The sequence below is a fragment of the Trabulsiella odontotermitis genome, from assembly GCF_001188485.1.
Taxonomy (GTDB): Bacteria; Pseudomonadota; Gammaproteobacteria; order Enterobacterales; family Enterobacteriaceae; genus Trabulsiella; species Trabulsiella odontotermitis_A.
Map to the genome: position 1 here is coordinate 139,554 of NZ_JNGH01000085.1, position 22,335 is coordinate 161,888.

General features: G+C 53.8%; 19 protein-coding genes and 1 pseudogene. 3 read left to right on the forward strand and 17 right to left on the reverse strand.

Annotated features, from left to right (window positions below):
* Positions 1 to 186: 186 nt before the first annotated feature.
* The 15 genes and pseudogenes from glmS to asnC all read right to left on the reverse strand — a co-directional run bounded on the left by glmS (position 187) and on the right by asnC (position 15,550).
* Entirely contained in the window at positions 187 to 2,016 is a 1,830-nt protein-coding gene (glmS, locus tag GM30_RS11730) for a glutamine--fructose-6-phosphate transaminase (isomerizing) (RefSeq protein WP_049848766.1), read from the reverse strand.
* 183 nt (positions 2,017 to 2,199) lie between these two features.
* On the reverse strand, positions 2,200 to 3,570 hold the full coding sequence (glmU, locus tag GM30_RS11735) for a bifunctional UDP-N-acetylglucosamine diphosphorylase/glucosamine-1-phosphate N-acetyltransferase GlmU (RefSeq protein WP_049848767.1): 1,371 nt from the start codon (positions 3,568 to 3,570) through the stop codon (positions 2,200 to 2,202).
* A 518-nt stretch (positions 3,571 to 4,088) separates the two neighbouring features.
* Complete coding sequence (locus GM30_RS11745; RefSeq protein WP_049848769.1) at positions 4,089 to 4,508, reverse strand: F0F1 ATP synthase subunit epsilon; 420 nt, start codon at positions 4,506 to 4,508, stop codon at positions 4,089 to 4,091.
* Between the two features lie 20 nt (positions 4,509 to 4,528).
* Positions 4,529 to 5,911, reverse strand: coding sequence for a F0F1 ATP synthase subunit beta (gene atpD, locus GM30_RS11750; protein WP_049848770.1), 1,383 nt, complete (start codon positions 5,909 to 5,911; stop codon positions 4,529 to 4,531).
* A gap of 26 nt (positions 5,912 to 5,937) precedes the next feature.
* The gene (gene atpG / locus GM30_RS11755) at positions 5,938 to 6,801 is read right to left on the reverse strand and encodes a F0F1 ATP synthase subunit gamma (RefSeq protein WP_049848771.1); all 864 of its coding nucleotides are present in this window, start codon (positions 6,799 to 6,801) and stop codon (positions 5,938 to 5,940) included.
* A gap of 50 nt (positions 6,802 to 6,851) precedes the next feature.
* A complete protein-coding gene (gene atpA, locus GM30_RS11760; protein WP_049848772.1) occupies positions 6,852 to 8,393 on the reverse strand; it encodes a F0F1 ATP synthase subunit alpha in 1,542 nt (513 codons plus the stop codon).
* 12 nt (positions 8,394 to 8,405) lie between these two features.
* Positions 8,406 to 8,939, reverse strand: a complete 534-nt coding sequence (gene atpH / locus GM30_RS11765) for a F0F1 ATP synthase subunit delta (RefSeq protein WP_049848773.1) — start codon at positions 8,937 to 8,939, stop codon at positions 8,406 to 8,408.
* A 14-nt stretch (positions 8,940 to 8,953) separates the two neighbouring features.
* Positions 8,954 to 9,383: pseudogene (atpF, locus tag GM30_RS11770) on the reverse strand (F0F1 ATP synthase subunit B).
* Between the two features lie 57 nt (positions 9,384 to 9,440).
* Entirely contained in the window at positions 9,441 to 9,680 is a 240-nt protein-coding gene (atpE, locus tag GM30_RS11775; protein ID WP_000429386.1) for a F0F1 ATP synthase subunit C, read from the reverse strand.
* A 48-nt stretch (positions 9,681 to 9,728) separates the two neighbouring features.
* The gene (gene atpB / locus GM30_RS11780) at positions 9,729 to 10,544 is read right to left on the reverse strand and encodes a F0F1 ATP synthase subunit A (protein WP_049848775.1); all 816 of its coding nucleotides are present in this window, start codon (positions 10,542 to 10,544) and stop codon (positions 9,729 to 9,731) included.
* 8 nt (positions 10,545 to 10,552) lie between these two features.
* Complete coding sequence (gene atpI, locus GM30_RS11785) at positions 10,553 to 10,933, reverse strand: F0F1 ATP synthase subunit I (protein ID WP_049848776.1); 381 nt, start codon at positions 10,931 to 10,933, stop codon at positions 10,553 to 10,555.
* A gap of 614 nt (positions 10,934 to 11,547) precedes the next feature.
* The gene (gene rsmG / locus GM30_RS11795; protein ID WP_049848778.1) at positions 11,548 to 12,171 is read right to left on the reverse strand and encodes a 16S rRNA (guanine(527)-N(7))-methyltransferase RsmG; all 624 of its coding nucleotides are present in this window, start codon (positions 12,169 to 12,171) and stop codon (positions 11,548 to 11,550) included.
* Between the two features lie 116 nt (positions 12,172 to 12,287).
* Positions 12,288 to 14,177, reverse strand: a complete 1,890-nt coding sequence (mnmG, locus tag GM30_RS11800; protein WP_049848779.1) for a tRNA uridine-5-carboxymethylaminomethyl(34) synthesis enzyme MnmG — start codon at positions 14,175 to 14,177, stop codon at positions 12,288 to 12,290.
* A 380-nt stretch (positions 14,178 to 14,557) separates the two neighbouring features.
* On the reverse strand, positions 14,558 to 15,001 hold the full coding sequence (gene mioC / locus GM30_RS11805) for an FMN-binding protein MioC (protein WP_049848780.1): 444 nt from the start codon (positions 14,999 to 15,001) through the stop codon (positions 14,558 to 14,560).
* Positions 15,002 to 15,091: 90 nt separating this feature from the next.
* The gene (gene asnC, locus GM30_RS11810) at positions 15,092 to 15,550 is read right to left on the reverse strand and encodes a transcriptional regulator AsnC (protein WP_008500198.1); all 459 of its coding nucleotides are present in this window, start codon (positions 15,548 to 15,550) and stop codon (positions 15,092 to 15,094) included.
* Positions 15,551 to 15,700: 150 nt separating this feature from the next.
* Between asnC and asnA the strand changes: the two genes are divergently transcribed.
* Entirely contained in the window at positions 15,701 to 16,693 is a 993-nt protein-coding gene (gene asnA, locus GM30_RS11815) for an aspartate--ammonia ligase (protein ID WP_049848781.1), read from the forward strand.
* 2 nt (positions 16,694 to 16,695) lie between these two features.
* Here asnA and viaA read toward each other — a convergent pair whose 3' ends face one another.
* Positions 16,696 to 18,147 carry an ATPase RavA stimulator ViaA gene (gene viaA / locus GM30_RS11820; protein WP_049848782.1) on the reverse strand — a complete coding sequence of 484 codons (1,452 nt, stop codon included), beginning with the start codon at positions 18,145 to 18,147 and terminating at the stop codon, positions 16,696 to 16,698.
* Positions 18,141 to 19,640 (reverse strand): ATPase RavA, encoded by a 1,500-nt coding sequence (ravA, locus tag GM30_RS11825; RefSeq protein ID WP_049848783.1) that lies wholly within the window; start codon positions 19,638 to 19,640, stop codon positions 18,141 to 18,143. The genes viaA and ravA overlap by 7 nt, the downstream gene beginning before the upstream one ends.
* Positions 19,641 to 19,862: 222 nt before the next feature.
* Between ravA and kup the strand changes: the two genes are divergently transcribed.
* Complete coding sequence (gene kup, locus GM30_RS11830) at positions 19,863 to 21,734, forward strand: low affinity potassium transporter Kup (RefSeq protein WP_049848784.1); 1,872 nt, start codon at positions 19,863 to 19,865, stop codon at positions 21,732 to 21,734.
* Between the two features lie 177 nt (positions 21,735 to 21,911).
* Positions 21,912 to 22,331, forward strand: coding sequence for a D-ribose pyranase (rbsD, locus tag GM30_RS11835; RefSeq protein ID WP_049848785.1), 420 nt, complete (start codon positions 21,912 to 21,914; stop codon positions 22,329 to 22,331).
* Positions 22,332 to 22,335 lie beyond the last annotated feature (4 nt).

The window sequence follows — 22,335 nt, forward strand, 5'->3', positions numbered from 1 at the left end:
ACAGTGGAAAATTTTGTTTAGTCAGCATTTAAAAAAGCTTCTTTTTCATATCGATAGCCACAATTATGACCACAACATGTCAGAATAATTTTATTTCTGTGACACTGAAAAAGGTAGTTGATGATGACAGATTGTCATAAAGGAAAGGATAAAAAACGCCCCATTTATTGATATGGGGCGTTTTTTTTACTCTACGGTTACCGATTTCGCCAGGTTACGCGGCTGGTCAACGTCAGTGCCTTTAATCAGCGCGACGTGGTACGCCAGTAACTGTAGCGGCACGGTGTAGAAGATCGGCGCAATCACCTCTTCCACATGCGGCATCTCAATGATGTGCATGTTGTCGCTGCTGGTGAAACCCGCATCGCGATCGGCAAAAACATACAGATGACCGCCGCGCGCGCGCACCTCTTCAATGTTGGATTTCAGTTTTTCCAGCAGTTCGTTGTTTGGCGCTACCACGATAACCGGCATATCGGCATCGATCAGTGCCAGCGGGCCATGCTTGAGCTCGCCTGCGGCATACGCTTCCGCGTGGATGTAAGAGATCTCTTTCAGCTTCAGCGCGCCTTCCAGCGCAATCGGATATTGATCGCCACGGCCGAGGAACAGGGCGTGGTGTTTGTCAGAGAAATCTTCTGCCAGCGCTTCAATGCGCTTGTCCTGCGACAGCATCTGCTCAATACGGCTCGGCAGCGCCTGCAGACCATGAACGATATCGTGCTCAACGGCAGCATCCTGACCTTTCAGACGCGCCAGCTTCGCCACCAGCATCAGCAGTACGGTCAACTGAGTGGTAAACGCTTTGGTGGACGCCACGCCAATTTCGGTACCGGCTTTGGTCATCAGCGCCAGGTCGGACTCGCGCACCAGCGAAGAGCCCGGCACGTTACAGATAGCCAGCGAGCCCAGATAACCCAGCTCTTTCGACAGACGCAGCGCCGCCAGCGTATCCGCCGTTTCGCCGGACTGCGACAGGGTAATCATCAGGCTGTTGCGACGCACGGCAGACTTGCGATAGCGGAATTCAGAGGCGATTTCCACATCGCACGGCACGCCAGCCAGCGCTTCAAACCAGTAGCGAGAAACCATCCCCGAGTTGTACGACGTGCCGCAGGCGACAATCTGGATATGCTCAACCTGAGCCAGCATCTCGTTGGCGTTCGCGCCCAGCTCGCTTAAATCAACTTCACCGTGGCTGATGCGGCCGGTCAGCGTGTTTTTGATCGCGTTCGGCTGTTCGTAAATCTCTTTCTGCATGTAATGACGGTAGATGCCTTTGTCACCGGCGTCATACTGCAGATTAGATTCGATGTCCGGGCGTTTAACCTGTGCGCCAGATTTATCAAAGATGGTGATGGCACGACGCGTGACTTCCGCGATATCGCCCTCTTCGAGGAAAATAAAGCGACGGGTCACCGGCAGCAGCGCCAGCTGATCGGAGGCAATGAAGTTTTCACCCATGCCCAGACCAATCACCAGCGGGCTTCCTGAACGCGCTGCCAGCAGCGTGCCCGGATCGCGGGTATCCATGATCACCGTGCCGTAAGCACCGCGCAGCTGCGGGATAGCGCGCATAACGGCGTCGCGCAGCGTACCGCCCTGCTCAAGCTCCCAGTGAACGAGGTGAGCAATCACTTCGGTATCGGTCTCGGAGGCAAAGACGTAGCCACGCGACTGCAGCAGCTCGCGCAGCGGTTCGTGGTTTTCGATGATGCCGTTATGCACCACAACGATGTGTTCAGACACATGCGGATGCGCGTTTCCTTCCGACGGTTCGCCGTGCGTCGCCCAGCGGGTGTGAGCAATACCTGTGCCGCCATGGAGCGGATGTTCTTCCGCCGCCTGACTCAGCATCTGGACTTTACCGAGGCGGCGCAGACGGGTCATGTTCCCTTCTGCGTCAACCACTGCCAGACCGGCAGAGTCATAACCGCGGTACTCCAGACGACGTAATCCTTCGAGAAGGATTTCAGCAATATCACGCTGCGCAACTGCGCCAACAATTCCACACATAATGTTTTATTCCGAATATAGGCATTACGCCTGCGTTGTCGCTGACCTGTTGTTTCCCTTATTCCGGGTACCCCGAGCCTTGTAGAGAGTGGGGTTATATTTATGGGTACTGCCATTGGGGCGGGAAATTATGTTATTTCCTCACCCCGACCTCTCTTCAGAAAAGCGAGGTAAAAACTATTATTACTTTTTCTTCACCGGACGCTTCCAGCCCTGTTTCTGGACCTGTGGCACACGGCTAATCACTAATTCATTGTCGTTCACATCGCGGGTCACGGTGGTACCTGCCGCAATGGTTACGCCTTTACCAATGGTCACAGGCGCCACCAGCTGGGTATCGGAGCCGACAAACACATCATCACCAATGATGGTTTTGAACTTGTTCGCGCCATCGTAGTTACAGGTGATGGTGCCCGCGCCGATATTCACGTTGTCGCCAATTTCCGCATCGCCGAGATAGCTCAGATGGCCCGCTTTCGAGCCTTTACCCAGCCGCGCTTTTTTCATCTCAACAAAGTTACCGACGTGCGCGCCTTCCAGCAGCTCAGCGCCGGGGCGCAAACGCGCGAACGGGCCAATGGTGCAGGCGGCCTCAAGATGCGCATCTTCCACCACGCTGTAGGGGCTGATTTCGCAGTCGTCACCGATCACGCTATTTTTGATGACACAGCCGGTGCCGATTTTAACGCGATGACCCAACGTGACCTGGCCTTCCAGGATAACGTTAGTATCAATTTCCACATCACGCCCGTGAATCAGTTCGCCACGTAAATCGAAACGCGCCGGATCGCGCAGCATAACGCCCGCCAGCAGCAGTTTTTCTGCCTGCTCGCTCTGATAAACGCGCTCAAGGCGCGACAGCTGCAGGCGGTTATTCACGCCTTCCATTTCACTTAAACGCTGCGGATGAACCGCTGAGATTTCACGCCCTTCGGCATGCGCCATCGCGATGATATCGGTGATGTAGTATTCGCCCTGTGCGTTGTTATTGGTCAGTTTGCTGAGCCAGCGCTTCATATCCGCGCCACCGGCGACCAGGATTCCGGTATTGATTTCCTGAATCTTACGCTGCGCCTCGCTGGCATCTTTTTGTTCAACAATGCCGGTCACCATACCGTTTTCACGGATGATACGACCATAACCGCTCGGATCGTCCAGCACGACCGTCAGCAGGCCGATGCCGCCCTGCGGTTTCGCTTCACGCAGGCGCTGGAGGGTATCGACGGCGATCAGCGGTACATCGCCGTAAAGCATCAGAATGTCTTCATCATCTGCAAAGCACGGCGCGGCCTGCTGCATCGCATGACCGGTACCCAGCTGTTCCGCCTGAAGCACCCAGTTCAGGCTCTCAGCTTTCAGCGCTTGCTTGAGAAGATCGCCGCCGTGACCATACACAAGATGAACCTGGCGGGCGCCTAATTCATTAGCAGCATCAATGACATGCTGAACCATCGGCTTCCCGGCCAATGTGTGCAGCACTTTCGGAAGCTCGGAATACATGCGGGTTCCTTTGCCTGCGGCAAGGATCACCACGCTCATCGCACTGTTTGACATACGCATCCTGACAGTAATTTGAGTGGGAAGTAAAACCCTTTCACGTTGAAAATTCTACATATTTTGCATCATGAAATGGGATGCAGAGAAAATGCTCAACGCCCGGGTGTAAAACCAGTTTATGGTGCCATTTTCAGCGATCGTACGCGGTTTTGTCTCGAAAAAAATCCCCGTAATCTGAAGATTAGCGGCTATGCCGCTGCTTTCATGGTTTTTTTGACACCTGAATAAAGCGTCCATAAACAAAAAGGCCGCCAGAAGGCGACCTTTTCCAATTCGACCAATATGCGCTTAGAAGCTCATATTGCTGAACATAGCGATGATTTTATTAACGATTTTCATTATAAATTCCTGCATAGCATGTATTTATTTTTGTGATATGTATCACAGAAACGAAGTCTACGCTTCATTTTTGAGCAGATCAATATCCGGGTGATACAAATCACATTTTATTAACAGCAGGCATAAAAAAAGCCAGCCTGGAAACCAGACTGGCCTTTGAGACATTCAAGCCGGTGTTACATCGCTTTTTTGGTCAACTCGATAACGCGCAGTTTAGCGATCGCTTTGGCCAGTTCCGCAGACGCCTGAGCGTAATCCACGTCGCCGTGCGAGCTCTTAATGTGCTCTTCTGCCTTACGCTTCGATTCCATGGCTCTCGCTTCATCGAGATCCTGGCCACGAATCGCGGTATCAGCCAGAACGGTCACGGTGCCAGGCTGCACTTCAAGAATGCCGCCGGACAGGTAGATAAACTCTTCATGACCGTGCTGTTTCACGATGCGGATCATACCAGGCTTAATGGCGGTGAGCAGCGGCGCGTGACCCGGGTAGATACCCAGTTCACCTTCGCTACCCGTTACCTGGATTTTCTCGACCAGACCAGAGAACATTTTTGACTCTGCGCTGACGACGTCCAGGTGGTAAGTCATTGCCATATCACCCTCCGATTAAGGCGTTAAAGTTTTTTGGCTTTCTCGACGGCTTCTTCGATGGTGCCAACCATATAGAACGCCTGCTCCGGCAGGTGATCGTATTCGCCTTCCATGATGCCTTTAAAGCCACGGATAGTATCTTTCAGCGATACGAATTTACCCGGAGAACCGGTGAAGACTTCTGCCACGAAGAACGGCTGAGACAGGAAGCGCTGAATTTTACGCGCACGTGCCACGACCAGTTTGTCTTCTTCAGACAGTTCATCCATACCCAGGATGGCGATGATGTCTTTCAGTTCCTGGTAACGCTGCAGGATAGACTGTACGCCACGTGCGGTGTCGTAGTGCTCCTGACCCACCACCAGCGGATCCAACTGACGGCTGGTGGAATCCAGCGGGTCAACGGCCGGGTAGATACCCAGAGACGCGATCTGACGGCTCAGTACCACGGTTGCATCTAAGTGCGCAAAGGTGGTGGCTGGTGACGGGTCAGTCAGGTCATCCGCAGGTACGTATACCGCCTGAACGGAGGTGATAGAACCGGTTTTGGTGGAGGTGATACGTTCCTGAAGAACACCCATCTCTTCCGCCAGAGTCGGCTGGTAACCTACTGCTGAAGGCATACGGCCCAGCAGTGCGGAAACTTCCGTACCGGCCAGGGTGTAACGGTAGATGTTATCGACGAACAGCAGAACGTCACGACCTTCGTCACGGAACTTCTCAGCCATGGTCAGACCGGTCAGTGCAACGCGCAGACGGTTTCCCGGCGGCTCGTTCATCTGGCCATACACCAGGGATACTTTGTCCAGAACGTTGGAGTCGGTCATTTCGTGGTAGAAGTCGTTACCCTCACGAGTACGTTCACCCACGCCCGCAAACACGGAGTAACCGGAGTGCTCGATCGCGATGTTACGAATGAGCTCCATCATGTTTACGGTTTTACCTACACCCGCACCACCGAACAGACCAACTTTACCACCCTTAGCGAACGGGCAGATCAGGTCCATTACTTTGATACCAGTTTCCAGCAGTTCCTGAGAGCTGGACAGCTCTTCATAGGACGGCGCTGCGCGGTGGATAGCCCAACGCTCTTCTTCGCCGATGTCGCCTTTCATATCGATCGGCTGACCCAGCACGTTCATGATACGACCCAGCGTTGCTTTACCAACCGGGACTTCGATCGGGTGCTCAAGGTCTTTCACTTCCAGACCACGGCGCAGACCATCGGAAGAACCCATGGCGATAGTACGTACGATACCACCACCGAGCTGCTGCTGAACTTCCAGCACCAGATTTTCACTACCATTCATAACCTCAAGAGCATCGTACACGCGCGGTACGGCATCCTGAGGGAATTCGACGTCCACTACGGCGCCGATTACCTGGACAATTTTTCCAGTAGCCATCTTGAATCCTCTACGAATTAACCTGGTTATACCGCGGCGGCCCCCGAGACGATCTCGGTGAGTTCCTGAGTAATGCTGGCCTGACGAGCTTTGTTGTATACCAACTGCAGCTCTTTAATCAGGCTGCCGCCATTGTCGGTCGCGGCTTTCATCGCCACCATACGTGCGGCCTGCTCGCTGGCCAGGTTTTCTACCACGCCCTGATAAACCTGAGATTCAACGTAACGACGCAGCAGGGTATCCAGCAGCAGTTTCGGATCAGGTTCATACAGGTAATCCCAGGCTTTGTGTTTTAACTCTTCGTCTTCAGATGCCGGTAACGGCAGCAGTTGAGTCAGGGTCGGGGCCTGAGACATGGTGTTAATAAATTTGTTGCTGACAACGTACAGCCTGTCCAGACGGCCTTCATCGTAGGCCTGCAACATCACTTTTACCGGGCCGATCAGTTCGGACAGGGACGGGTTATCACCCATACCGGTCACCTGGGCGACAATGTTGCCACCTACGGAATTAAAGAAAGACACGCCCTTGGAGCCGATCATCGCGATATCGCTCTGAACGCCTTTGTCGGACCAGACTTTCATATCCGCCAGCAGCTTTTTGAACAGGTTAATGTTCAAGCCACCGCACAGACCACGGTCGGTAGACACCACCAGGTAGCCCACGCGTTTAACGTCGCGTTCTTCCAGGTAAGGGTGCTTATATTCCAGATTACCGTTCGCAAGGTGACCAATCACTTTGCGCATGGTATCTGCATAAGGACGGCTGGCCGCCATGCGATCCTGCGATTTACGCATTTTGGAAGCGGCGACCATTTCCATCGCTTTAGTGATCTTCTGCGTGTTCTGGACGCTTGCGATCTTACTACGTATCTCTTTTGCGCCGGCCATGAGCTTCTCCTCAATGCCTTGCGGCCTGCCCTAAGACAAGCCGCCGGACGTTACCAGGTCTGGGTTGCTTTGAAGGAATCGAGGATGCCTTTCAGCTTGCCTTCGATTTCGTCGTTATAGCCACCGGACTGGTTGATCTCTTGCATCAGCGGAGCGTGATCACGGTCAACGTAAGCCAGCAGCGCGGCTTCGAAGCTACCGATTTTCGCCAGTTCCACATCTTCGAGGTAACCGCGTTCAGCTGCGAACAGCACCACACCCTGTTGAGCAACAGACATCGGGGCATACTGTTTCTGTTTCAGCAGCTCGGTCACTTTCTGACCGTGGCTCAGCTGTTTACGGGTTGCTTCGTCCAGATCGGATGCAAACTGAGAGAACGCGGCCAGTTCACGATACTGCGCCAGCGCGGTACGGATACCACCGGACAGTTTCTTGATGATCTTGGTCTGCGCTGCACCACCCACACGGGATACGGAGATACCCGGGTTAACCGCAGGACGAATACCGGAGTTAAACAGGTTGGTTTCCAGGAAGATCTGACCATCGGTAATGGAAATTACGTTGGTCGGAACGAACGCAGAAACGTCACCTGCCTGAGTTTCGATAATCGGCAGCGCGGTCAGGGAGCCGGTTTTACCTTTCACTTCACCTTTGGTGAAGTTCTCAACGTATTCCGCGTTAACGCGGGATGCGCGCTCCAGCAGACGGGAGTGGAGGTAAAATACGTCGCCCGGGAAAGCTTCACGTCCTGGCGGACGACGGAGCAGCAGGGAAACCTGACGGTAAGCAACGGCCTGTTTAGACAGGTCATCGTAAACGATCAACGCATCTTCACCGCGGTCACGGAAGTATTCGCCCATGGCGCAACCGGCGTATGGCGCCAGGTATTGCAGTGCGGCAGATTCAGACGCGGTCGCCACCACAACGATGGTGTTAGCCAGTGCGCCGTGCTCTTCCAGTTTACGAACCACGTTAGAAATGGTGGACGCTTTCTGGCCGATAGCCACGTACACACATTTGATGCCGGAGTCACGCTGGTTGATGATGGCGTCGATAGCCATCGCGGTTTTACCGGTCTGACGGTCGCCGATGATCAATTCACGCTGACCACGACCGATTGGGATCATGGCGTCAACGGATTTATAACCGGTCTGAACCGGCTGATCGACGGACTGACGGTCGATAACACCCGGTGCGATCACTTCGATTGGCGAGAAGCCATCGTGCTCAACCGGACCTTTACCGTCGATTGGCGCACCCAGGGTGTTCACCACGCGGCCCAGCAGGCCACGGCCAACCGGCACTTCCAGAATACGGCCTGTACATTTGACCTTCATGCCTTCGGCGAGGTCAGCGTACGGACCCATCACAACCGCACCTACAGAGTCACGCTCGAGGTTCAGTGCGATGGCGTAACGGTTTCCCGGCAGGGAAATCATCTCACCCTGCATACAATCGGCCAGGCCGTGAATGCGGATAACACCGTCACTTACAGAAACAATAGTACCTTCGTTGTGAGCTTCACTCACAACATTGAACTGAGCAATGCGCTGCTTGATCAGTTCGCTGATTTCGGTGGAATTCAGTTGCATGCTCCAGTCCCCTTAAGACTGCAAGACGTCTGCAAGGCGCTCAAGACGGCCGCGTACGCTGCCATCAATGACCATATCACCCGCACGGATGATAACGCCTGCCATTACAGACTTATCGATTTTGCAATTCAGCTTAACTTTGCGTGACAGACGTTTTTCCATCGCACTTGTGATCTTCGAACGCTGTTCTTCACTAAGCTCAGAGGCAGAAGTGACTTCTACCTCAGCGATCGCCTCACTGGCGGCGCGCAGGTGAATAAACTGTTCAAGAACATCCGGGAGCGTGCTCAGACGACCGTTTTCCGCCATTACCCGAATCAGGTTCTGGCCGTTTTCGTCCAGCTGCTCACCGCACACGGCGATGAACGACGTAGCGAGCGTTTCCGGCGCCAGGGCGCCAGAGAGAAGCTCTGCCATTTGTTCGTTCTTAGTCACTTCAGCGGCAAACGCCAGCATGTCCTGCCAGCGGTCAACGCTCTGGTGTTCGACGGCAAAGTCAAAAGCTGCTTTGGCGTAGGGGCGAGCTACCGTTACAAATTCAGACATCAGCCCCTCCCTCCTTACAGTTCAGCGACAAGTTTATCCACGATGTCGCTGTTAGCAGCTTCATCCACGGAACGTTCGATGATCTTCTCGGCGCCAGCAACAGCCAGGATTGCGACCTGCTTACGCAGCTCCTCGCGAGCACGTTTACGTTCGGCTTCAATTTCAGCCTGCGCCTGTGCGACGATTTTTGTGCGTTCCTGTTCTGCTTCCGCTTTCGCTTCGTCCAGGATCTGAGCGCGACGCTTGTTAGCCTGCTCGATGATCACCTGGGACTCCGCTTTCGCTTTTTTCAGCTGGTCGGTCGCGTTGGCCTGTGCAAGGTCCAAATCTTTCTTAGCGCGTTCTGCAGAAGCAAGGCCGTCAGCAATTTCTTTTTGACGTTTTTCGATGGCAGCCATTAACGGCGGGCNNGGCCTGGCCGAGGATTGTTGCGTTCATGTTCACAGCACAATACCTCTTAAAATTTTACGACTGTGGATTAGGGTTATCCCGTACAACTTACTACGCGACAGCAAACATCACGTACAGACCCAGACCTACAGCGATCATCGGGATTGCGTCCACCAGACCCATAACGATAAAGAACTGAGTACGCAGCAGAGGAATCAGATCCGGTTGACGCGCTGCGCCTTCCAGGAATTTGCCCCCGAGGATGCCGATACCGATCGCAGCACCGATTGCCGCCAGACCCATCATCACAGCGGCAGCCATGTACAGCAGATCCATATTCAGGTTTTCCATGACAGTCTCCAGTTTGTTTCAGTTAAAACGTAGTAGTGTTGTTAAAAATCAATGCTCTTCAGACGCCATCGACAGATAGACGATCGTCAGAACCATGAAGATAAAGGCTTGCAGTGTGATGATCAGGATGTGGAAAATGGCCCAGGGCACATTAAGGATCCACTGTGACCACCACGGCAACAGACCCGCTATCAGAATGAAAATCAGCTCACCCGCATACATGTTACCGAACAGTCGCAGACCGAGTGAAACCGGTTTGGACAGCAGGCTAACACCTTCAAGGATTAAGTTGACAGGGATGAATGCCCAGTGATTGAACGGCTGAAGGGTCAGTTCTTTTACGAACCCGCCCACGCCTTTCATTTTGATGCTGTAGAACAGAATCAGGATAAATACGCCCAGCGCCATAGACAGGGTGATGTTCACGTCAGCAGACGGAACGACGCGCAGCGCAGGCAGACCCAGCACATGCTCACCGATGTATGGGATCATATCGATAGGCAGCAGATCCATCAGGTTCATCAGGAATACCCAGACGAAAACCGTCAGGGCCAGTGGTGCAATGAGTTTGCTCTTGCCATGGTACATGTCTTTGACGCTGCCATGCACAAAGCCGATGATCATCTCAATTGCGGTCTGGAATTTACCCGGAACGCCACTGGTCGCCTTTTTCGCAACGCTGCGGAACATCGCCAGGAACAACAGACCCAGAACCACCGAGAAAAACATGGAGTCAATATTGAGCGTCCAGAAGGTGGCTGGGGGGTTATGCGGATCCACCAGCGAGAATGTACGCAGGTCAATCTGAAGGTTGTTCAGATGGTGACCTATGTAATCCTGCGGCGTCATATTTTCAGAAGCCATGATGCCTTTTACCCTTTGTTGTTAATTACAGCGGGTGCCAGTATCTGAACCACCAGCACCAAAACCCACGTAACGATGAGCGGCAAGAAAACCGCCTTAAAAACCGCCAGCGCCACCACCAGCAGAGCCAGCATCGCTAACACCTTGAACGCCTCACCGAAGGCAAATGTCCAGGACACGCGTCCCTTAGCAGGTGTATGCGCCTGGTGACGCCAGGCAAAAATCATAAACAACACGTTAGGCAGCAATACTGCCATACCGCCACATACGGCGGAAATGCCCCAGTAGGGGTCTTTGAGGCAAAACAGCAATCCACTTGCCATTACTGCCATGAGCTGAATGAACAGAAGCCTACGAGCAACGTTTCGACTTACGAGCGACACAGACATCACGTTCTACTCCTGCTCCTTACGAGGTATGCCGCGTGTCGTATAAAACGTCCTTTGAGACTTTGAGTCAAGCATCAAAAAGCGGACAAATTATACGGTGCGTACCGGTGATTTCAAACAATAAGTAGCTAAAAGGTGAATAAATGTTTAAACATTTTTCTGCCGGGCTATTTTCCAGGATTTCACCAAACTGTGAACGATCAGACAAATCTGCAAATAACGCGAAATCACTGGCAATAAAGCGTGGCACAGATCACATAATAAAAATTACTGTTTTCATCCAAATAAAACTGTACGAAAAATAGCTTTATTCATCCTTTTGAAATTTAAGCCGAAACTGAACGACTGTTTTCAAAAAAGGCTTATACAGATTAAAAACCTGTCATTGACATTTTTAATAACTAATTAACAGCCGCCGGTGGTTCATTACACGCATTTTTAGCAGACTGATATTTTCAGTTGTAACTATTTTCTCCACTGACAAAACGCGCACCGTTATGAACAAGAAAAAGCCTGGTAAACGAGTGGTTAAATGTAACCGGATGTTCCGCCGTTTTGTCCGTCAATTGTTAACATTACGACGGGGGGAATTTTTCTATTTTTTTTGATGAAAATTAAATTTTGTTGTGGTTTAACAGCACCAAATGACGCTCGCCATCCAGCTCAGGCACCTGCAGTTTGATGATGTTTTCAACGGCAAAACCGGCAGGTAACTGCGCGATTTCATCGTCCGGCACATGGCCTTTCAGGGCATAAAAACGTCCCGACGGCGCCGGTAAATGCTGGCACCAGCTCACCATATCATTCAGCGACGCAAATGCACGGCTGATCACGCCATCGAACGGCGGCTCTGCCGGGAAGTCCTCGACCCGACTCTGTACGGGTTCAACATTGCCCAGCTTCAGTTCATGCTGCACCTGACGCAGAAAACGCACGCGCTTGCCGAGGCTGTCGAGCAGGATAAAATGGGCCTCAGGCAGCACGATGGCCAGCGGGATGCCCGGTAATCCCGGCCCGGTACCCACATCGATAAAGCGCGAGCCCTGCAGGTGCGGTGCCACGACCACGCTGTCGAGGATATGACGCACCAGCATCTCGTTCGGATCGCGTACAGACGTCAGGTTGTACGCTTTGTTCCATTTGTTGAGCAATTCGACGTAGGCCACCAGTTGCTGTTGCTGGTGATCGGACAACGAAATGCCTGCTTCATCGAGCAGACGAGAGAGTTTTTTGAGCACGGTTGATACCTGTCTAAAAGAATTTGCCCGGTGGCGCTAACGCTGACCGGGCCTGCGAATTTGTAGGGCGGGTTAGCGAAGCGCCACCCGCCAAAACAGCACTAATGATGCTGCTATCAGGCGCTACGGCGCAGCATACCTTGTTTTTTCAGCCACACCAGCAGGATCGAGATGGCTGCTGGGGTTATACCTGAAATTCGTGACGCCTGTCCGATCGAAGCAGGTTTATGATCATTGAGTTTGGCGATCACTTCATTGGAGAGCCCGCTCACCTGACGATAATCGAGCGTCGCCGGCAACAGAGTATTTTCGTTGCGCTGCTGTTTGTCGATCTCATCCTGCTGACGGGCGATATATCCTTCGTATTTCACCTGAATCTCAACCTGCTCGGCGGCCTGAACGTCATCCAGCCCCGGCGCAAACGGCGACAGCTGCACCAGTTGGTCGTAGGTCATCTCCGGGCGACGCAGCAGATCTTCCCCGCTGGCTTCACGGGAGAGCGGTGCCGTAATGTGAGCGTTCACTTCTGCGGCTGATTCCGCGGCCGGATTCACCCAGGTGGTTTTCAGGCGCTGGCGTTCACGTTCAATACGTTCCAGTTTTTCGTTGAATCGCGCCCAGCGTTCGTCGTCCACCAGACCCAGTTCACGGCCCATTTCGGTCAGACGCAGATCGGCGTTGTCTTCACGCAGCATGAGGCGATATTCCGCGCGCGAGGTAAACATGCGGTACGGTTCTTTGGTGCCCAGCGTGCAAAGGTCGTCCACCAGCACGCCGAGGTAGGCCTGCGAACGGCCCGGCGCCCAGCCCTCTTTGTCGGCAGAAAAGCGGGCGGCGTTGAGACCGGCGAGCAGACCCTGCGCAGCGGCTTCTTCGTAACCGGTGGTGCCGTTGATCTGCCCGGCAAAGAACAACCCCGCAATAAATTTGCTTTCCAGCGTGGGTTTCAGGTCACGCGGATCAAAGAAATCGTACTCGATAGCGTAGCCTGGACGCACAATGCGCGCGTTTTCCATACCCTGCATCGAACGGACAATCTGCATCTGCACATCAAACGGCAGGCTGGTGGAGATCCCGTTCGGGTAGATTTCGTTTGAGGTCAGCCCTTCCGGCTCAAGGAAAATCTGGTGCTGATTGCGATCCGCAAAGCGCATCACTTTGTCTTCGATCGACGGGCAGTAGCGCGGGCCGATCCCTTCGATCACACCGGCATACATCGGGCTACGATCGAGGTTATTGCGGATCACGTCATGGGTTTTCTCATTGGTATGCGTGATATAACACGGCACCTGGCGCGGGTGTTGATCCGCTGAACCCATAAACGAGAAAACAGGCATCGGGTTATCGCCGTGTTGCTGGGCGAGAACGCTGAAGTCGATAGTGCGGGCATCAATGCGCGGCGGGGTCCCGGTTTTCAGGCGATTAACCCGCAGCGGCAGTTCACGCAGACGGCGTGAGAGTGAAATTGACGGCGGATCGCCAGCGCGGCCACCGCTGTAATTATCCAGACCGATGTGAATTTTGCCGTCCAGGAAGGTGCCCACGGTCAGGACCACCGCTTTAGCGCGGAACTTCAGCCCCATCTGGGTTACTGCGCCCACGACACGATCGTTTTCAACGATCAGATCTTCAACCGCCTGCTGGAAGATCATCAGGTTTGGCTGATTCTCCAGCGCGGTACGCACTGCCTGACGGTACAGTACACGGTCGGCCTGCGCACGGGTGGCGCGAACCGCCGGGCCTTTGCTGGCGTTTAGTATCCTGAACTGAATACCCGCCTGATCGATCGCCTTCGCCATCAATCCACCGAGGGCGTCCACTTCTTTTACCAGATGTCCTTTTCCAATACCGCCGATCGCCGGGTTACAGCTCATCTGTCCCAGCGTATCGATATTGTGTGTCAAAAGCAGAGTCTGTTGACCCATACGCGCTGCGGCCATCGCGGCCTCAGTGCCTGCATGACCCCCGCCAATGATAATGACGTCAAAAGGATCCTGATAAAACATGGTTTCCTGCCTCGCGGTGTCGCGGTTTGAAAATGGATTGGTGCCCGGGCCGTGGATTCTACTCAACTTTAGCCGATGGAGAAAGCACTGGGATCCTGGGTATTAAAAAGAAGATCTTTTTATTTAGAGATCTGTTCTATTGTGATCTCTTATTAGGATCGGCATCCTTTGTGGATAAGTCCGATCCGCCGTTCAGGATCAATAGATTACAAAGGATCATTCGCTGTGAATGATCGGTGATCCTGCCCCGTATAAGCTGGGATCAAATTGAAGGGTTATACACAGGGTGAAAACTGACCAGACGTTATACTTTGGATAACTACCGGTTGATCCAAGCTTTTAACCAGAGTTATCCACACCCGATCGCACGATCTGTTCATTTATTTGATCAAGTTTATCCAGGATCCTGTCCATTCCTCAGCCGGATCTTCAGGAATGTCGTGTTCAAGGATGTTGATCTTCAGCGTTTCGCCAACCTGTTTGGCTCCGCAGGAGAGCAGCAGGGCGTCGAGTTTGTCGATCGCGCCACAGAAGGTGTCGTATTCACGGCTGCCGATACCGATCGCGCCAAAACGCACGCCAGACAGGTCCGGCTTCTTCTCCTGGAGATCGTCATAGAACGGCTGCAGGTTGTCCGGAATATCGCCGGCACCGTGCGTGGAGCTGATCAACAGCCAGAGACCGTTCGGCGTCAGATCCTCCAGCAGAGGTCCATGCAGCGTTTCGGTTGAAAAACCTGCGTCTTCCAGCTTTTCCGCCAGATGCTCCGCTACATATTCAGCACCGCCCAGCGTGCTGCCGCTGATAAGCGTAATGTCCGCCATGATCGCCACTCCTTATTACAGAGTGGCGTATTGTACGCTGTGTGCGAGCTGGGATCTACCTGTGGAAAATGTGGGATTAATTCTGCGCGCTTACGGGCGGATCGTCCGCATAATCGGGTTCTGGAGGGAGATCAGCGTCTCGGTGGACTGAATTTCATCGATTGTTTGGATCTTGTTGATAAGTACCTGCTGAAGCGCGTCGATCGAACGGCACATCACCTTGATAAAGATGCTGTAATGCCCGGTGGTGTAGTACGCCTCGGTCACTTCATCGAGCGCGTTAAGTTTTGCCAGCGCCGACGGATAGTCTTTCGCGCTTTTAAGGATGATGCCGATAAAGCAGCAGACGTCGTACCCCAGCTGCTTTGGACTGACATCGATACGCGCACCGGTGATGATCCCGGCCTGCTTCATTTTCTCGACACGCACATGAATGGTCCCCGGACTGACACCAAACTGTTTCGCCAGTTCGGCGTAAGCGGTGCGCGCATTGGCCATCAGCGCCTCAAGGATGCCGCGGTCCAGATTGTCGATCTGATAATTTTCCATAGGTTTTTCTTATGATCATTAATGATTATGCAATTTTAGCCTGCGATTTTATTGAATTAAAAGTGCAAAGCCAATTTTGTTTGTTGATTATTGAATTCCACTCCACTTTTGTTGCTTAATCAATACCAACAGGACGCAGGAGTCAAAAAAATGAAAACCGCTTATATCGCAAAACAACGTCAGATCAGTTTCGTAAAATCCCATTTTTCCCGCCAGCTGGAAGAAAAACTTGGCCTGATTGAAGTACAGGCGCCGATCTTAAGCCGCGTGGGTGACGGGACGCAGGATAACTTGTCGGGTTGCGAAAAAGCGGTGCAGGTAAAAGTGAAAACACTGCCGGACGCGCAGTTTGAAGTGGTGCATTCCCTGGCAAAATGGAAACGCCAGACGCTCGGGCAACACGATTTCAGCGCGGGTGAGGGCCTGTACACGCACATGAAAGCCCTTCGTCCTGACGAAGATCGCCTCACGCCGATCCACTCAGTGTATGTGGATCAGTGGGACTGGGAACGCGTGATGGGCGATGGAGAACGTCACACCGGCACGCTGAAAGCGACCGTTGAAGCGATCTGGCAGGGAATTAAAGAAACCGAAGCCGCAGTCAGCAAAGAGTTTGGTCTGAAGCCTTTCCTGCCGGAACAGATTCAGTTTGTTCACAGTCAGGAGTTGCTGGCGCGCTATCCGGGACTCGACGCCAAAGGCCGCGAGCGCGCGATTGCCAAAGAGCTGGGCGCGGTTTTCCTGATTGGTATCGGTGGCAAGCTGAGCGACGGTCACCGTCACGATGTTCGTGCGCCGGATTATGACGACTGGAGCACGCCGGTGTCTGAAGGTTTTGCTGGTCTGAATGGCGATATTCTGGTGTGGAACCCGATGCTGGAAGATGCGTTTGAGCTTTCATCCATGGGGATCCGCGTCGATGCCGAAACGCTGAAACGCCAGCTGGCGCTGACCGGTGATGAAGATCGCCTGAAGCTCGAATGGCACCAGGCGCTGCTGCGTGGCGAAATGCCGCAGACCATCGGCGGCGGTATCGGTCAGTCCCGCCTTACCATGCTGCTGCTCCAGCTGCCGCACATCGGTCAGGTGCAGTGCGGCGTATGGCCGCAGCAGGTTCGCGAGAGCGTCGGCTCCCTGCTGTAAGATTAGCGCCGCCAGCGACGCAGCAGGCGGCTACGCAACCCGGTATCAAAGCGCCAGATATGATCGAAGATGCGCATGATGCCGGGTTTTCCATGTGTGGACATCGCCACGGCATGAAAACGGTGCTGATGCACACGCTGCAAATCTTTCACTTTGTTTACCACCTCATCCGGCAGTCGCTGGGCGATAAAGTCAGAAATCACCACCGCATCGGCATCCGCCCATGCAGTTTCCTGCATCCTTTCGATAATGGCGCGAAAACAGCTGGCCAGATCCGTACCGCCGCGAAAACGCTGGCTTAAAAAGCGGATCGCCTGCTCCAGACCCTGACGCCCGGAAAGCTCGTAACGCACCACTTCGCTGGAAAACAGCATAATAAAGCAGCGGCGGTTATCTGCCAGCGCCACCCGCATCAGTGCCAGACAGAAGGCCTTGGCGCACTGCTCGTTAAAGCCGCCCATCGATCCCGAGGTATCCACGCAGACGATAAATGGCCCGCGAGGCTGCTGATCCACATCCTGATGAACCACCGGTCGTTCGCTGATCTTCTCCCGCCAGGCATCGCCGTGAAGGCGATAGGTCAGCAGCTGTTTTTCCACCAGCCGACGGTAAAATTCGTATTCCAGTTCGGTGATGCCGAGCGTGGCCAGCTCCGGGGGTAAAAGGCGCAAAATGTCATCGCTTCGCTGCAGACCATCGACCTGCTCCGGCACGGTGGATGGTTCGCGCACCAGCGTGCGGTAGGTTTCCATCGGGGAATCTTTTTTGGGAACGGATTTCGCCTGCCGCGAACGGCCTAGCTGCTCCGCCAGCTGCATCAGCTCTGGTTGCTGGCTCAGAAACTCACCGTATTTCACGATCAGCTGATAGTCGCCGCGCTTGAGCTGCCCGGCGCTCATGTCCCACAGTCGTCCGGCGGCGTTTTCATTTTCCACCAGCACCGGCTCAAGCTGCCCGCTTAAGGTCATGCGCTCCTGCACTTCGCTCAGTAACTGCTCGCGTTCGTCTTCCAGCAGTTGCTGATTCAGGGAGGTGGTCTGAACCACCAGGCTCAGCCGCCAGCGCTGTAAAAACAGGGTATGCAGCGCAGGGGTGAACGTGGTGTTGCTGTCCACCAGATGCTGCGCCTGGGCGGCAAACGGCGACTGGACTTTATGCAGTAGTGCCAGAATTTGCGGCAGCGTAACGATGAACTGCGACGTCGACAGCAGCTGACTTTGCTGATAGCAGAGCACCTCTTCCGCCAGATCCGGCGGCACATCGGTCTCTTTTAACCGGCTTTTTAACGCATCGCGCCAGCGCGGGAGATCGCTGGCTATCGCGTTTTTCAGTCTGGGGAATTTTTCAAAAAAAAGCGCCAGCTGCGGTGAGGCTAACAGGGCAAGGATCATCTCATCGATTAATCCCTCTTCACTCACTGCCAGCATCACATTTAGCGTATCCAGCGTCAGCATTGACGAGCCTGTTTAATCTGCGCTCCGACGTCCTGTAGGCTGGCTTCAATGCGACCTAACCAGTCGCGATGGATGAACAGGCATTTTTGCTGTTCGCTAAAGCGGTTATGTTGCTGGTGCCATGCTTCGTCGAGCGCATCAAGCTGCTGTTTGATCTCTGCAGGCATGTTCTCTTGCGATTCGGCGCCGGGCAGCGCGAGGCGGGAACCCTGCAGACTGACGTCGCGAACCACCAGATGCAGGCTGGTGTCGACTTCGAGATTAATCACCTGCGCAAAACCGATCCCGTTCAGTTTACCGCGGATCTCACCACCTTTTTCGAGCCACAACTCCAGCACCGCACGCTCAAAGGTAATATGTACCACGTTAATATCGTGCAGTTTCAGCGGCTGCTGAAGCAGCAGTATCAGCGTGGATTCTTTAATATCTGCAGGCAGTTCGTAATGCGGTTTGCGGCTGAACATCCCCCCGACGCGGGTGACTTTGAGCGCCGTTTTATCACTCTGTTGCTGTTGGATCTGGATGCGTTGCTGAACAATCGCGCCAAGACGTGTCAGCATGGCCTGCTGCTGCCAGGCGTGCCCGGTCATCAATATTTCCAGCTGCTGCTGCATCAGGTTCATGCTTTCCGCGTCATACCACAGGCAGTCTTTCAACAGGATAAGATCGATGGGCGCGATGGCGTCGCGTCCGCTGAAGAAGGCGCTGGCCTGCAACAGACGGATCGCTTTTTTCCAGCGCCTGTCGGAAACATACGGTGCGCCGGGTAGCGCATCCAGCTGCTGGCGCAACTGGTAAATCAGTTCGAAGACGCTGTCCGTGAGGGTGATATCGCCAATGGCTTTCTGCCACTGTACGAACTCTTCATCAGTGACCTGCAACCCGGCTGGCACCGGGTTTTCGCTTTCATCCTGCTGGCTTATCAGCATCGAGCGAAAATTGCCCTTTTCCTGGACTTTATCGAGCCACAGGCGAATCAGCATACGGTCATACAATGCTTCCAGGCTGCTGTCCGCTTCCGGCAGTTCGTTGGACGCCGCCACCAGCAGACGCATGGGAATTTTTGCTTCATGAGCGCCGTTACGAAAGCTGCGTTCATTGATAGCGGTTAGCAGGGTGTTCAGAATCGCCGGGCCGGCTTTCCAGATCTCATCCAGAAAAACGATTTCCGCTTCCGGCAGATAGCCTGCGGTGAGCCGCTCATAGCGGCCTTCGTCTTTCAGCGCCTGAATGGACAGCGGGCCAAACACCTCTTCCGGTGTGGAGAAACGGGTCATCAGATATTCAAACGCCCGCGCATGCTGAAACGCGAATTTCAGGCGGCGGGCGATAAGGCTTTTGGCGATGCCAGGCGGGCCGAGCAGAAAAACGCTCTCGCCGCTGAGTGCTGCCAGCAGGCACAGGCGGATGGCGTGGCTGCGTTCATAGAGCCCTTTTTCCAGCGCTCCGCTTAGCCGGGAAATTCTTTCCGCCAACAGATGTGATTGAGCCATAATTGATTTGCGTCCTTTCGCCGAATACCGGCTAATTGAGCGAGTATAGCCGCTCAGGATTGTCGGTGGTACCCGGTGTCGACGCTGCTCTTTTTTTATTTGAGCCAGGTTAACATGAATTCAGTTAGGGGTACGATTTTGCGATTAATCGTGCATACTGTGCGCCTTTTTGTGGGCCAAGGGACCAGGCACTCATTTGTTTTATAAACGAAAGAAGAGTCTATGAGTACTGATAATAAGCAATCGTTGCCGGCGATTACGCTCGCGGCAATTGGCGTGGTATACGGTGATATCGGTACCAGCCCGCTTTATACACTTCGTGAATGCCTGTCAGGGCAGTTCGGATTTGGCGTAGAGCGTGATGCGGTATTTGGGTTTCTGTCACTGATTTTCTGGCTGCTGATTTTTACGGTCTCTATCAAGTACATCACCTTTGTGATGCGTGCGGATAACGCCGGTGAAGGCGGTATTCTGACACTGATGTCCCTTGCCGGGCGCAATACGTCGGCAAGAACCACTTCGGTGCTGGTGATCCTGGGCTTGATTGGCGGGAGTTTCTTTTACGGCGAGGTGGTGATCACCCCGGCGATATCGGTGATGTCCGCCATTGAGGGGCTGGAAATTATTGCTCCGGAACTGGACACCTGGATCGTCCCCATTTCCATAATTGTTCTCACATTACTCTTTGTGATTCAAAAGCATGGCACCGGTATGGTCGGCAAGCTGTTTGCGCCGATTATGCTGATCTGGTTCCTGCTGCTGGCGGTACTGGGGTTACGCAGCATTATCGCCAACCCGGACGTGCTGCATGCGCTGAACCCATACTGGGCCGTCCATTTCTTCCTTGAATTCAAAACGGTTTCTTTCGTGGCGTTGGGCGCGGTGGTGCTGGCGATTACTGGCGTTGAGGCGCTGTATGCGGACATGGGCCATTTCGGCAAATTGCCGATTCGCGTCGCCTGGTTCAGCGTGGTGCTGCCGTCGCTGGTGCTGAATTATTTTGGCCAGGGCGCGCTGCTGCTGAAGCACCCTGAAGCGATTAAAAACCCGTTTTTCCTGCTGGCGCCAGAATGGGCGCTGGTGCCGATGCTGATTATCGCCACGCTGGCGACCGTTATCGCGTCGCAGGCGGTGATCTCCGGCGTCTTCTCGCTGACCCGTCAGGCGGTGCGTCTGGGGTATCTGTCGCCGATGCGCATCATCCACACCTCAGAAATGGAATCTGGTCAGATTTACATCCCGTTCGTCAACTGGATGCTCTACTTTGCCGTGGTGCTGGTGATCGTCAGCTTTGAACATTCAAGCAATCTGGCGGCGGCGTATGGGATTGCGGTGACCGGGACGATGGTGCTGACGTCTATTCTTTCCGCCACCGTGGCGCGGAAAAACTGGAACTGGAACAAATATCTGGTGGGTCTTATCCTGCTGGCGTTCCTGTTTGTTGACGTGCCGCTGTTCTCGGCGAACCTGGACAAACTGCTCTCCGGCGGCTGGCTGCCGTTAAGCCTCGGTATCGTGATGTTCCTGGTGATGACCACCTGGAAAAGCGAACGCTTCCGCCTGCTGCGCCGTATGCACGAGCACGGTAATTCTCTGGAAGCGATGATTGCCTCGCTGGAGAAATCCCCGCCGGTGCGCGTGCCCGGCACCGCGGTGTATATGTCCCGCGCGCTGAACGTCATCCCGTTCGCCATGCTGCATAACCTGAAGCACAACAAAGTGCTGCACGAGCGTGTGATCCTGCTGACGCTGCGCACCGAAGATGCGCCGTATGTGCATAACGTACGCCGCGTACAGATAGAACAGCTGTCGCCGTCATTCTGGCGGGTGGTGGCCAGCTACGGCTGGCGTGAAACGCCGAACGTGGAAGAGGTGTTCCACCGCTGTGGTCTGGAAGGGCTCAGTTGCCGGATGATGGAGACGTCATTCTTTATGTCGCACGAGTCGCTGATCATCGGCGAAAACCGGCCGTGGTATTTGCGCCTGCGCGGTAAGCTTTACCTGTTGCTGCAGCGCAACGCTCTGCGTGCGCCGGATCAGTTTGAAATTCCGCCCAACCGCGTTATCGAACTCGGCACTCAGGTCGAGATTTAACGCGCGTCCTTCTGCCGGGTAGCGCTTCGCTTACCCGGCCGTCCAAAACCTCTTCATAATTTCACTTTGCGAAACGTTTCGATGGCGATCACATTTCTATAACGTAACGATGGTTTTCTGAGCGTCTCTACGATAAAACTACTACCAGCGAAACGTTTCGCTAGTGGAGTCAAAAAAATGAAGAAAGGTATCGTTCTTAACGCTGAGATCTCCTCAGTCATTTCCCGTCTTGGGCATACCGATACGCTGGTGGTGTGTGATGCAGGCTTGCCGATCCCACACAGCGCCGAACGCATCGATATGGCATTAACCCACGGCGTACCTTCGTTTATGCAGGTTCTGGAAGTGGTCACCACGGAGATGCAGGTTGAGAAGGCCATTCTCGCGGAAGAGATTAAACAACATAATCCGCAACTCCACGAAGCGTTGCTCAGGCACATCGAGCGACTGCAGCAGCACCAGGGAAACACCATTGAAATTCGTTACACCACGCATGAACAGTTCAAACAACAAACCGCGCTGAGTCAGGCGGTCATTCGCAGCGGGGAATGTTCCCCGTATGCGAATATTATTCTTTGTGCTGGCGTCACTTTCTGAGGCC

What these genes read in the sequence shown, in the direction of transcription:
- rbsD (WP_049848785.1), top strand. Translation starts at nt 21,912, where the DNA reads ATGAAGAAAGGTATCGTTCTTAACGCTGAGATCTCCTCAGTCATTTCC.
- asnC (WP_008500198.1), bottom strand. Translation starts at nt 15,550, where the DNA reads ATGGAAAATTATCAGATCGACAATCTGGACCGCGGCATCCTTGAGGCG.
- glmS (WP_049848766.1), bottom strand. Translation starts at nt 2,016, where the DNA reads ATGTGTGGAATTGTTGGCGCAGTTGCGCAGCGTGATATTGCTGAAATC.
- atpE (WP_000429386.1), bottom strand. Translation starts at nt 9,680, where the DNA reads ATGGAAAACCTGAATATGGATCTGCTGTACATGGCTGCCGCTGTGATG.
- atpG (WP_049848771.1), bottom strand. Translation starts at nt 6,801, where the DNA reads ATGGCCGGCGCAAAAGAGATACGTAGTAAGATCGCAAGCGTCCAGAAC.
- glmU (WP_049848767.1), bottom strand. Translation starts at nt 3,570, where the DNA reads ATGTCAAACAGTGCGATGAGCGTGGTGATCCTTGCCGCAGGCAAAGGA.
- asnA (WP_049848781.1), top strand. Translation starts at nt 15,701, where the DNA reads ATGAAAACCGCTTATATCGCAAAACAACGTCAGATCAGTTTCGTAAAA.
- atpB (WP_049848775.1), bottom strand. Translation starts at nt 10,544, where the DNA reads ATGGCTTCTGAAAATATGACGCCGCAGGATTACATAGGTCACCATCTG.
- mioC (WP_049848780.1), bottom strand. Translation starts at nt 15,001, where the DNA reads ATGGCGGACATTACGCTTATCAGCGGCAGCACGCTGGGCGGTGCTGAA.
- kup (WP_049848784.1), top strand. Translation starts at nt 19,863, where the DNA reads ATGAGTACTGATAATAAGCAATCGTTGCCGGCGATTACGCTCGCGGCA.
- viaA (WP_049848782.1), bottom strand. Translation starts at nt 18,147, where the DNA reads ATGCTGACGCTGGATACGCTAAATGTGATGCTGGCAGTGAGTGAAGAG.
- atpH (WP_049848773.1), bottom strand. Translation starts at nt 8,939, where the DNA reads ATGTCTGAATTTGTAACGGTAGCTCGCCCCTACGCCAAAGCAGCTTTT.
- mnmG (WP_049848779.1), bottom strand. Translation starts at nt 14,177, where the DNA reads ATGTTTTATCAGGATCCTTTTGACGTCATTATCATTGGCGGGGGTCAT.
- atpA (WP_049848772.1), bottom strand. Translation starts at nt 8,393, where the DNA reads ATGCAACTGAATTCCACCGAAATCAGCGAACTGATCAAGCAGCGCATT.
- ravA (WP_049848783.1), bottom strand. Translation starts at nt 19,640, where the DNA reads ATGGCTCAATCACATCTGTTGGCGGAAAGAATTTCCCGGCTAAGCGGA.
- atpI (WP_049848776.1), bottom strand. Translation starts at nt 10,933, where the DNA reads ATGTCTGTGTCGCTCGTAAGTCGAAACGTTGCTCGTAGGCTTCTGTTC.
- atpD (WP_049848770.1), bottom strand. Translation starts at nt 5,911, where the DNA reads ATGGCTACTGGAAAAATTGTCCAGGTAATCGGCGCCGTAGTGGACGTC.
- GM30_RS11745 (WP_049848769.1), bottom strand. Translation starts at nt 4,508, where the DNA reads ATGGCAATGACTTACCACCTGGACGTCGTCAGCGCAGAGTCAAAAATG.